Here is a 10,241-nt window from a genome sequence, read left to right as displayed (position 1 = left end):
CAATCACGCGAGTCCCGTCGCTGATCACGCGAGTTCCGGGCTCAATCACGCGGATCCCGTGGCTGATCACGCGAGTTCCGGCCTCAATCACACGAGTCCCGTCGCTGATCACGTGAGCGGCGGCGCGGGGTCTGCTTGCGGGACTCGGGGCTCGATCGCGCGGCTCGGAAGCAGCGGCCTCGATCGCGGGCTGGGAAGCCGCCGTGCGGGCGAGGTGATTGCGGAGGTCGGCGAGCGAGCCGGCGCGGAGTGGGCGATCACGCGGGAGGGGAGGGCTGCCGGATCGAAGCCGCGGGCCGGGCCACCCGCGACACCGCCGGCCGGGCCACCCGCGAAGTCGCGGGACGGGAGGCGCTGCCCGGATCGAAGCCGCGGACGGGGTCACCCGCGATGCCATAGGCCGGGTCACCCGCGAAGCCACCGGCTGGGTCACTCGCGAAGCCGCCGACCGGGCCACCCGCGACGCCATAGGCCGGGTCACCCGTGTGGGGGTCACCCACTGTCACCGCACGTCGCGGGCCTGAACCGCCCGGGTTGAGCACACAAGAAGATCCGCGTCCCCCCTGACGGAAGGACGCGGATCTCGTCGTCTTGCGGCGCTACTGCTCCTCGAAGCGCTGGCGGAAGCGCTCCTCCATCCTCTGGGTGAAGGAACTCCGGCGACCCGATGGCTTCCCACCGCGGGCACCCGGTCCACCGCCCTTGCCGTCTCCGTCGGCGCCGTGCCGAATCGATGTGACGGCCATCATGACTCCGAAGAACATCACGAGGAACCCGAGCACGCTGATCAGCGGGATGTCGGCCACCCGGAACTGCGGCACCACCACGCCCAGCACCAGCAGGGCCACGCCCACTACGAACAGGGCGATGCCCTGAATACGCCGTCGGCGAGCGGGGCGCCGCAACCGGGTGCCACGCACCGTGGATGCGAACTTGGGGTCCTCGGCATAGAGCTCGCGCTCGATCTGATCGAGCAGCCGCTGCTCATGCTCGGAGAGTGGCATCTTTCCTCCTCCGGCACAGCTGTCGCGGGCGCCGGGCCGCGCAACGTCCTGGACCCAACAGCCAACCCCAGGCGGGGTGGCACTGTCCAGGATACGAGGCCCGCGCCCGCACGACTACCCGATCCCGCATCCAGAAGGGATCGAATTGGGCTAAATCCCGCCCGAGGGGCGTTGCGGACCGTCACCGTGGCCGATCGTGACCGTTTTGCCGCCCACCCGCCGTTGTGGGGGAACGTCACCGAGCCCAAGATCACCCTCCGTGCTCCCGCGGCCCCAGCAGCGACGCCGGCCGTACCGCGGCCGAGCCGAACTTCGACCGCGCGACGTCCGCCGCCACCTCCGCGTCCCGCCAGCGCGGGGCCGGTGAGTCGAACACCAGCTGCTCCCCCGCCTCCCCGGTGTCCAGCCCCTCGACGCGGACGCCGATCAGCCGCACCGCCCCCGTCGGCGCGTGCTCGGTGAGCAGCGCCACGGCCACCGCGTGGATCTCGCGCGCCACGTCCGTCGCCGAGACCAGCGTGCGGGCCCGGGTGATCGTCCGGAAGTCCGCGAACCGCACCTTGATCGAGACCGTCCGGCCGCGCACGCCCCGCTCCCGCAACGTCGCCCCCACGCGCGAAGACAACCGCAGCAGCTCGAGCCCGAGCGCAGCGCGATCGTGCAGGTCGACGTCGAAGGTGTGCTCCGCGCCGATCGACTTCTCCGGCGAGTCGACCACCACCGACCGCTCGTCCACCCCGTGCGCGAGCCGGTACAGGTGCTCGCCGACCGCCACGCCCAGCGACTTCTTCAGCCGCTCCGGCGGGAACGCGGCGACGTCGGCGATCGTGGCCAGGCCCAGGCGCCGCAGGTGCTCCTCGGTCCGCGCGCCGACGCCCCACAGCGCCGACACCGGCAGCGGGTGCAGGAACGCCAGCGTCTCCGCCGCCGGCACCACGACCATCCCGTCCGGCTTCGCCATCCCCGACGCCAGCTTCGCGACGAACTTGACCTTCGCCACCCCCACCGAGCAGGTGATCCCGTGCTCGGCCGCGACCCGCGTGCGGATCTCCGCCCCCAGCGAAGCCGGCGTGGCGCCCAGCCGCCGCAGCGCCCCGCTGACGTCCAGGAACGCCTCGTCCAGGCTGAGCGGCTCGACCAGCGGCGTCAGTTCGCGGAAGATGCCCATCACCCCGCGGGACACCGAGCCGTACAGCCCCGACGTCGGCGGGATGTTGATCAGCTGCGGGCACAGCCGCTTCGCCGTCGAGAACGGCATGGCCGAGCGCACGCCGAACTTCCGCGCCGGGTAGTTCGCCGCCGCCACGACCGCCCGCGGCCCGCCCCCGGACACCACGACCGGCCGATCCGCCAGCTCGGGCCGGGTCCGCAGCTCGACCGACACGAAGAACGCGTCCATGTCGACGTGCAGCAGCCCGCACCCGGTGTCGTCCGGCACCGGCTCACCCGGCCGGACGCGGAACCGGCCCATCCCGCCCGGCAACTCGGCATTTCGTCCCACGCCGAGGACGCTACCGGCCACCACCGACATTTTGCGGGGGCGCGGGTGGCGGAGCCCCCGACCTGGGGCGGAGCCCCGGATGTCACCGACATTTTGCGGGGGCTCGGGTGGCGGAGCCCCGGATGTCACCGACAGTTTCGGATCACCGGGGACGCGACGGCGGAACCCGCCGGAAAGGGTCAGACCGGGCGCGCCACCGCGTGCAGCCGGCCCGCGATGTCCCGCAGCGCCGGCGTCCCCGCGGCCGCCCGTTCGAACGCCGCGAGTTCGTCGTCCCGGACGTCGCCGGTGACCAGGTCGGCGATCACCCGGTCGCCCTGCAGCAGTGTCACTGCGAGGCCGGCGGCCTCCAGGTCGGCACGCAGGCCGTCGGCGGAGAAGCGCCGCAGCACCGTGTCGCCCGGGGCGATCCCGTCGGCGCTCTCGAGCAGCTGCCGCGCCTCGCCCACCCGGCCCGCGAGCGCCCGGTGGAACGCCGCCGCGTGCCGGTTCGCGACCAGCACCGACACCGCGCCACCCGGCGCGACCGCCGTGGCCAGCGCCGCCAGCACCGCGGCCGGGTCGTCGACGATCTCCAGCAGCCCGTGCGCCAGCACGAGGTCGGCCGAGCCGGCCTCGACGTGCCGGCCGAGCGCGTCGGAGTCGTCCGCGATCACCGTGATCAGCTCGGAGACGCCCTCCTCCTCGGCGCGCCGCTGGAGCGTGGCCAGTGCGTTCGGGCTCGGCTCGACGACCGTCACCCGGCAGCCCGCCGCCGCGAACGGCACCGCCCAGCCGCCGCTGCCACCACCCACGTCGACGACGCGGGGGTGCTCGGCGCCCCGGGCGCGAGCGGCCTCGATCTCGGCCTCGAGCACCCGGCGGACGGCACCCGAACCCCGGGCGGCCACGGTCTCCGTCTTCATGTCGCACAGGGTAGTGCCCACCGCCGCCCGCCTCCCGGCCTCCTCCCTTCGAGTGAACGGCCCTTGCCCGGCGGCACCTTCCGCCCGCACCCGTAGGCTGGTGAACGTGCACACGGTCGCCGTACTCAGCCTCAAGGGAGGCGTCGGCAAGACGACGGTCGCTCTCGGTATCGCGTCCGCCGCCTTGCGTAGGGGCACGCGGACGCTGGTGGTCGACCTGGACCCGCAGGGCAACGCGACCACGTCGCTCGACCCGCCCTACACCGACGCCACCCTCGCCGACGTGCTCGAGAACCCCACCCGCGAGATGCTGGAACGCGCGATCGCGCCGAGCGTCTGGAGCGAGGACGTCGACGTGCTCGTCGGCACCGAAGAGCTGGAGCTGCTCAACGACCCGGACGCCGACAGCGAGCGCCTGGCGAACTTCTCGCGCGCGCTGGACGAGCTGCACCGCACGTCGCTGCGCGAAACCCCGTACGAGCTGGTGATCCTCGACTGCCCGCCGTCGCTGGGCCGCCTGACGAAGTCGGCGCTGGTCGCCGCGGACAGCGCGCTGATCGTGACCGAGCCCACGATGTACGCCGTCGCCGGGGCCTCCCGCGCCCTGGAGGCGATCGAGAAGATCCGCAAGGAGCTCAACCCCGACCTGCGCCCGATCGGCGTCCTGGTGAACAAGCTGCGCGTGCGCTCCTACGAGCACCAGTTCCGGATCGCCGAGCTGCGCGAGAACTTCGGCTCGCTGGTGATGCCGACGGCGATCACCGACCGGCTCGCGGTGCAGCAGGCCCAGGGCGCGTGCAGCCCGATCCACGAATGGCACTCGCCGGGCGCCCAGGAGATCGCGCTGACGTTCAACATGGTGCTGGCGAAGATCCTGCGATCGAACCGGGCGGGCCGGCACCGCATCGCCGGCGAGGAGCCGGAAGGCCCCGACTGGCCCGAGGGCCCGGCCCCGGAGACGCCCGAAGCCCCCGACACCCCGGCCGAAGTGTCCGAATCCGCGGGGTGAGCCGTGCCCGAAGGTGACACCGTCTTCCTGGTCGCCAAGCGCTTCGCCGACGCGATGGCGGGGAAGACGTTGCTGCGCGGGGAATTCCGGGTGCCGCAACTGGCCACCGTGGACCTGTCCGGCCGCGAGGTGCTCGGCGTCGGAACGGTCGGCAAGCACCTGTTCACCCGCTTCTCCGGCGACCTGACCCTGCACTCGCACCTGATGATGGACGGGATGTGGGACGTCTACCCGGCCGGCGCGAAGTGGCGGCGCCCCGGCCACCACGCGCGCGTGCTCCTCACCGCGGCCGACGTCCAGGTGATCGGGTTCCGCGTCCACGACCTGAAACTCGTGGCCACGAGCAAGGAACACGACCTCGTCGCCCACCTCGGCCCGGACCTGCTGGATCCGAAGTGGACGGACGAGCACCGGAAGCGGGCGATCGCGAACCTGACCGCCGCCCCGGCGCGCGAGCTCGGCCTCGCCCTGCTCGACCAGCGCGTGATGGCCGGCGTCGGGAACCTCTACAAGTGCGAAATCGCGTTCCTGCTCGGGGTGACGCCGTGGACGCCGATGTCCGAAGTGGACGCCGAGCGCACGGTCGCGCTGGCCCGCAAGCTGTTGCTGGCCAACGCCCTCGCCGGGCGATTCGACCAGAGCACCACCGGCCACCTCGACCGCAACCGCAAGAACTGGGTGTACGAGCGCACCCGCCAGGGCTGCTTCCGCTGCGGCGGCAAGCTCCTGGTCCGCACGCAGGGCCACGACGTCCAGCGGCGGCCGACCTGGTTCTGCCCGAAGGACCAGGCAGGCCCGTACCCGGCGCAGTAAGCTGGCGCACGTGACGACGTTCAAGCTCCCGCTCTACGGGGCCGACACCGAACGCGGCGACCTCGCTCCCTGAGTCGCCCGCGCGCGCCTTCCGTCACCTTCCTCGAACACCACAGGGAGCTTCGTCATGCCCGCAATCCTCTCCGGGCCGGCGCTGCGCGCGTTCGCGCACGCCCTGCCCAAGGTCGAACTGCACGTCCACCTGGTCGGCTCGGCGAGCCTGCCAACCGTGCTGGAGCTGGCCCGGCGCCGCCCCGCCGCCGGCGTTCCCACCGACGAGCGCGAGCTCGCGGAGTTCTTCACCTTCCGCGACTTCGCCCACTTCCTCACCGTGTACCTCGCGGTCACCTCGCTCGTGCGCGACCGCCACGACATCCACACCCTCGTCACGGGCCTGGCGGCGGATCTCGCCGCGCACAACTGCCGCTACGCCGAAGTCACCGTGACGCCGTACAACCACCTGCTCGACGGCATGTCCGGCGACGACCTGCTGGCCGGGCTGGAAACCGGCCGGGCCCACGCCGCCGAACGGGGCGTGGAACTGGCCTGGTGCTTCGACATTCCGGGCGAAAAGGGCATCCGGGCCGGGCTGGAGACACTCGTGTTCGCGTTGCGCGAACGCCCCGGCGGCCTGGTGTCGTTCGGCCTCGGCGGCCCGGAGCTCGGCGTCGGGCGGGCGCAGTTCGAGCCGTACTTCACGCGGGCGCGGGAAGCCGGGCTGCACAGCGTCCCGCACGCCGGCGAGACCACCGGCCCGGCGACCATCTGGTCCGCGCTGCACGACCTCGGCGCGGAGCGGATCGGCCACGGCACCAGCTGCGCGGCCGATCCGGCCCTGCTCGAACACCTTGCGACGCACCGGATCCCGCTCGAAGTGTGCCCGACGTCGAACGTGCGGACCGGCCAGGTCGCGGACATCGCCGCGCACCCGGTGCGGCGGATGCTGGACCACGGCGTCGTCGTCACGCTCAGCACCGACGACCCGCCGATGTTCGGCGCCACGCTCACCGGCGAGTACGTCGCCGTCGCCGAGGCGCTGGGCCTCACCGCGGCGGAACTGGCCCGCCTCGCGGAGAACGCCGTCGACGCCTCCTTCCTCGGCGAGCAGCGGAAAGCCGTCCTGCGGAACGAGATCACCGAAATGACGTTGCACAGCACCGCGGACTTCACCTAGCGTGGCAGTACACGAGAAAGGAGGTGGTCCTAAGTTGTATTCCAACAGGACTCGTGAGGTGACTGTCCGCTAGCGGATGGTACGTGGAGGACTTTGAGCAGCGATACAACCGAGCCACCTTCGGCTCATCGCCTGCTTCACGTGGTGCCTGATAGCGAATACCAGGCAGTCACCGTGCCCCCGGGGTTCCCGAGCACCAGTCCGGCTCGGGCTCGGACGTTTGACGGCGTCCGAGAGCACCCCCAGGGGCCCCTTTATTTCGCTCATTCGTGCAGGTCATGCCACCCGGCGTAGCAGGACGACCGTCCGGCGATCAGCAGTTCGCCGTTCCGTCCCCCGGACGGCTGACGCTCGCTAGCCTGGATGCATGCTCAGGCCCGACTACCCGATCACCACGGCCCGGCTGATCCTGCGTCCGTTCACGCCCGGGGACCTCGACGCGCTGAACTCCTTCCAGTCCCGCGCCGATGTCGCCCGCTACCTGTACTGGGGTCCGCGCAGCCGCGCCGAGTCGGCCGCGGCGCTCGCGAAACGGGTCCACAGCTCGACGTTGACGAAGGAAGGCCAGTTCCTGGCCGTGGCGGTCGAACTGGCCGCGACCGGCCAGCTGATCGGCGACCTGAACCTGGAGTGGCTGAGCAGCGAACACCGCCAGGGCGAGGTCGGGTTCGTCTTCCACCCGGACCACCACGGCAAGGGCCTCGCCGCCGAGGCGGCCACCGAGCTGCTGCGGCTGGGCTTCGAAGACCTGGGGCTGCACCGCATCATCGGCCGCTGCGACGGCCGGAACACCGCGTCCGCCGCGTTGATGGAACGTCTCGGCATGCGCCGCGAAGCGCACCTCAGGGAGAACGAGATCGTCAAGGGCGAGTGGACCGACGAGCTCATCTACGCGATGCTCGAGGACGAGTGGAAGGACCGCGATTAGTGGCGGCCTTCACTCCCGCGTGACGCTCGGGTCGCGCCTGGCGGGCGATTTGGCAGCATAGGGGCGTGTTCTTCGACAAGATCGTCCGCCCGGCGCTGTACCGGCTGTCCTCCCGCGACCCCGAACTGGTGCACGAGCGCACGATCGGCGTCCTGGCCCGGCTCGGCAAGCTCGCCCCCAGCGGCGTTCTCCGCGTCGACGACCCGGTGACCGTGCTGGGCCTGCGCTTCCCCAACCGCGTCGGCCTCGCCGCCGGGATGGACAAGAACGGCCGCGCGCTGCCCGCGTGGGCCGCGCTGGGCTTCGGGTTCGTCGAAGTCGGCACCGTGACGCGGCTGGCCCAGCCGGGCAACCCGAAGCCGCGGCTGTTCAGCCTGCCCGCGAGCGACGCGGTGATCAACCGCATGGGCTTCAACAACGACGGCGCCGAAGCGCTCGCGGCCAAGCTCGCCCGCGACGGGAAACCGGGCGTCCCGCTGGGGATCAGCATCGGCAAGTCGAAGGTGACGCCGCTCGAAGACGCCGTCGAGGACTACCGGTTCTCGCTGCGCGCGCTGCACCCGTACGCGGACTACTTCGCGATCAACGTCAGCTCGCCGAACACACCGGGGCTGCGGCAGCTGCAGGACCGCACCGCGCTCGCCGAACTGCTCGGCGAGCTGCGTTCGACGTCGGCCGAGCTCGCCGGCGGCGGGTCGCCGGTGCCGGTGCTGGTGAAGGTCGCGCCCGACCTGACCGACGACGCGCTGGCCGAGCTGCTGGAGGTCGCGCTCGACCACGGCGTCGCCGGGATCATCGCCACGAACACGACGCTGTCGCGCGAGGGCATCGCGCCCGCGGAAAGCGGACTGGCCGGACAGGCGGGAGGACTGTCCGGCCGGCCGCTGACCACCCGCGCGGCCGAGGTCGTGCGGTTCGTGCACGACCACACCGGCGGGAGCCTGCCGATCATCGGCGTCGGCGGGATCATGGGCCCGGACGACGCGGTCCGGCTCGTCGACGCCGGCGCGTCGCTCGTGCAGCTCTACACGGGCTTCGCGCTGCACGGGCCGGGGTTGGTGCGCCGGGTCAGCCGGGGTCTCGCGGCCCGGCGGTAGACGCGAAGCGCACGTAACCGCGCCAGGACTCGTAGCGGTCCAGACCGGGTCCCTCCGCCGTCAGGCAGCGGACGGCCAGGGGTGCGGTGCCGTCGTCGAGCACGACGCGGTCGAGCACGAAGGGCTCCTTCAGCGTGGTGGCGAACCGCTCGAACGCGGCCGGGGACAGCCGCCAGCGCTCGCCGTCGAGGCTGGCGGTGCCCTCGAGGACGCCCGGCTGCGGCGGTTCGGTGTCCAGGAGCACCATCCGGTAGGCCTCGGTGGTCCGGACCGGTCCGGTGAAGCGGGCGCCGAGCGCGGTGAGGTCGGCGTTGAGCGGCTGGCCGCGCAGGTGCGCGCCGAACACGACGACGTCCTCCCCCGGCTCCGGGTAGGGCGTCATCGGCTCGTCCGTGCAGACGGTGGCCAGGTCGAGGGCGATCTGGTCTTCGAACGCCCGCGTCAGGAAGGTGACGCCGAACGGACGGCGGTCGCCCGGCAGCACCGGGACGGACACCGCGGCCACGTCGAGGAGGTTCGCGAAGGCCGTGCAGGAGGTCAGGCGGTGGCCCACGCCGGCCGGGTCGGCCAGCGCTTCGGTGATCCCCGGCTGCTCCGGCACGGTCGGCAGGAGGAGGGCGTCGAAGTCGTCGAAACCCCGCTCGGGCACGGAGATCGGGGTGAGCACGGCGCCCGCCGCGGTCAGCCGGGCGACGACGGCCTCGAGCGCCAGGCTCGCCGCCTCGCCGAGGGGAAGGCCGACGGGGTAGGCGATCCGCGGGTGCTCGCCGGCGCCGAGGCGGACGTCGGCGGGCCAGGCGCGGTCGCCGCCGGTCATCAGGGTGAGAGCGCGATGGGCCGTGACCAGGCCCTTCGCGTACACGGAGACGTTGTCGGCGGCGGGCAGCAGGCCGCGCGTGGGCTTCACCGCGGCGACGGCGTTCAGCGCCGCCGGGACGGCGCCCCCGGTGCTCAGCGCCAGGTCGACGACGCCGAGCGCGACGGCGACCGCGGCGCCGTTGCCACCGGCCTTCGTGCGGTCCCAGGCGCCGGAGATCATGGCGGCGCCGGTCTTGCCGAGCACGACGGCGCCGGCGGCGGTCAGCCGGGTGACGACCGCGGCGCTGGTTTCCGGAACGCCGTGGCCGGACGGCTGCCCGGCGACGTCGATCAGGTCCTGGACGGCGACGACCGTGCCGGCCAGCGGCAGGTCTTCACCGGCCTTGACGCGTTCGTCGACGGCCTTGGCGTCGACGAGGACGTCTTCGACGGCGCGGAGGGTGGTCCAGAGTTCGGGGCGGCCGGCCTCGGTGAGGCGTTCGAAGGCCGCGATGACGCGCTGGGAGGCGGTGGGCGGGGTGATCGGCACGGGGTCCGGGTCCGGCGGGAGCGTGTTCACGGGGCGTCCTTTCCTCGGCGGTCCAGAAAGTCCACTGTGTACGGTCGGCGCCGGCGATCCTCAGTGCACGGCGGGCCTCCCGGCGAGTGACACCTCTTCATGCATGACAGAAACGTTAAGGCGCGGACGTTTCCGTAGCCACCAGTTTCCGATTACGCGCGGGTTTCGGCCCCGGAAGGTGAACAGGGGGCGACGCCGGGGTGAAACGCACGATCACGCACGCGCCGTGACGACCAGCCGCATCCCCCGGTTGGCGGCACCCGAACGGCCGAGTTTCAGATCCCAATGGCCCAGCAAACCCCAATTCCGCGTGACCGAGCCCGAAACTGGCGTGACTGAGCCCGGAACTCCCGTGACCGAGCCCGGAACTCGCGTGATTGAGGCCGGAACTCGCGTGATCAGAAGGTCAACTCGCGTGATTGGAGGGTCGAC

9 protein-coding genes are annotated in these 10,241 nt (G+C 72.2%); 5 read left to right on the top strand and 4 right to left on the bottom strand.

Annotated elements, in window-relative coordinates; translation table 11 throughout:
- Positions 1-599 precede the first annotated feature (599 nt).
- The 3 genes from CCN39_RS33240 to CCN39_RS33230 all read right to left on the bottom strand — a co-directional run bounded on the left by CCN39_RS33240 (position 600) and on the right by CCN39_RS33230 (position 3,410).
- Positions 600-1,004 (bottom strand): SCO2097 family morphological protein, encoded by a 405-nt coding sequence (locus CCN39_RS33240; protein ID WP_043785186.1) that lies wholly within the window; start codon positions 1,002-1,004, stop codon positions 600-602.
- Between the two features lie 250 nt (positions 1,005-1,254).
- Positions 1,255-2,475: a DNA polymerase IV gene (dinB, locus tag CCN39_RS33235; protein WP_086848748.1), complete on the bottom strand. Its 1,221-nt coding sequence runs from the start codon at positions 2,473-2,475 to the stop codon at positions 1,255-1,257.
- Between the two features lie 209 nt (positions 2,476-2,684).
- A complete protein-coding gene (locus CCN39_RS33230; protein ID WP_086848745.1) occupies positions 2,685-3,410 on the bottom strand; it encodes a methyltransferase domain-containing protein in 726 nt (241 codons plus the stop codon).
- A gap of 106 nt (positions 3,411-3,516) precedes the next feature.
- On the opposite strand from CCN39_RS33230, the gene CCN39_RS33225 reads away from it, so the two are divergent.
- From CCN39_RS33225 to CCN39_RS33205, 5 genes are all read left to right on the top strand, one after another.
- The gene (locus tag CCN39_RS33225; protein ID WP_086848749.1) at positions 3,517-4,419 is read left to right on the top strand and encodes a ParA family protein; all 903 of its coding nucleotides are present in this window, start codon (positions 3,517-3,519) and stop codon (positions 4,417-4,419) included.
- A 3-nt stretch (positions 4,420-4,422) separates the two neighbouring features.
- Complete coding sequence (locus CCN39_RS33220) at positions 4,423-5,232, top strand: DNA-formamidopyrimidine glycosylase family protein (protein ID WP_086848743.1); 810 nt, start codon at positions 4,423-4,425, stop codon at positions 5,230-5,232.
- 127 nt (positions 5,233-5,359) lie between these two features.
- A complete protein-coding gene (add, locus tag CCN39_RS33215; protein WP_086848742.1) occupies positions 5,360-6,406 on the top strand; it encodes an adenosine deaminase in 1,047 nt (348 codons plus the stop codon).
- 367 nt (positions 6,407-6,773) lie between these two features.
- Positions 6,774-7,334: a GNAT family N-acetyltransferase gene (locus tag CCN39_RS33210; RefSeq protein WP_086848740.1), complete on the top strand. Its 561-nt coding sequence runs from the start codon at positions 6,774-6,776 to the stop codon at positions 7,332-7,334.
- 65 nt (positions 7,335-7,399) lie between these two features.
- Positions 7,400-8,431: a quinone-dependent dihydroorotate dehydrogenase gene (locus CCN39_RS33205; protein ID WP_086848738.1), complete on the top strand. Its 1,032-nt coding sequence runs from the start codon at positions 7,400-7,402 to the stop codon at positions 8,429-8,431.
- On the opposite strand, the gene CCN39_RS33200 is transcribed toward CCN39_RS33205, so the two are convergent.
- Positions 8,403-9,809, bottom strand: coding sequence for an allophanate hydrolase-related protein (locus CCN39_RS33200; RefSeq protein WP_086848735.1), 1,407 nt, complete (start codon positions 9,807-9,809; stop codon positions 8,403-8,405). The two genes, CCN39_RS33205 and CCN39_RS33200, sit on opposite strands and share 29 nt — an antisense overlap.
- Positions 9,810-10,241 lie beyond the last annotated feature (432 nt).

It is taken from the genome of Amycolatopsis kentuckyensis (genome assembly GCF_002155975.1).
In the GTDB taxonomy this organism is placed as follows: domain Bacteria; phylum Actinomycetota; class Actinomycetes; order Mycobacteriales; family Pseudonocardiaceae; genus Amycolatopsis; species Amycolatopsis kentuckyensis.
This window is presented reverse-complemented; position numbering and strand designations above follow the sequence as displayed.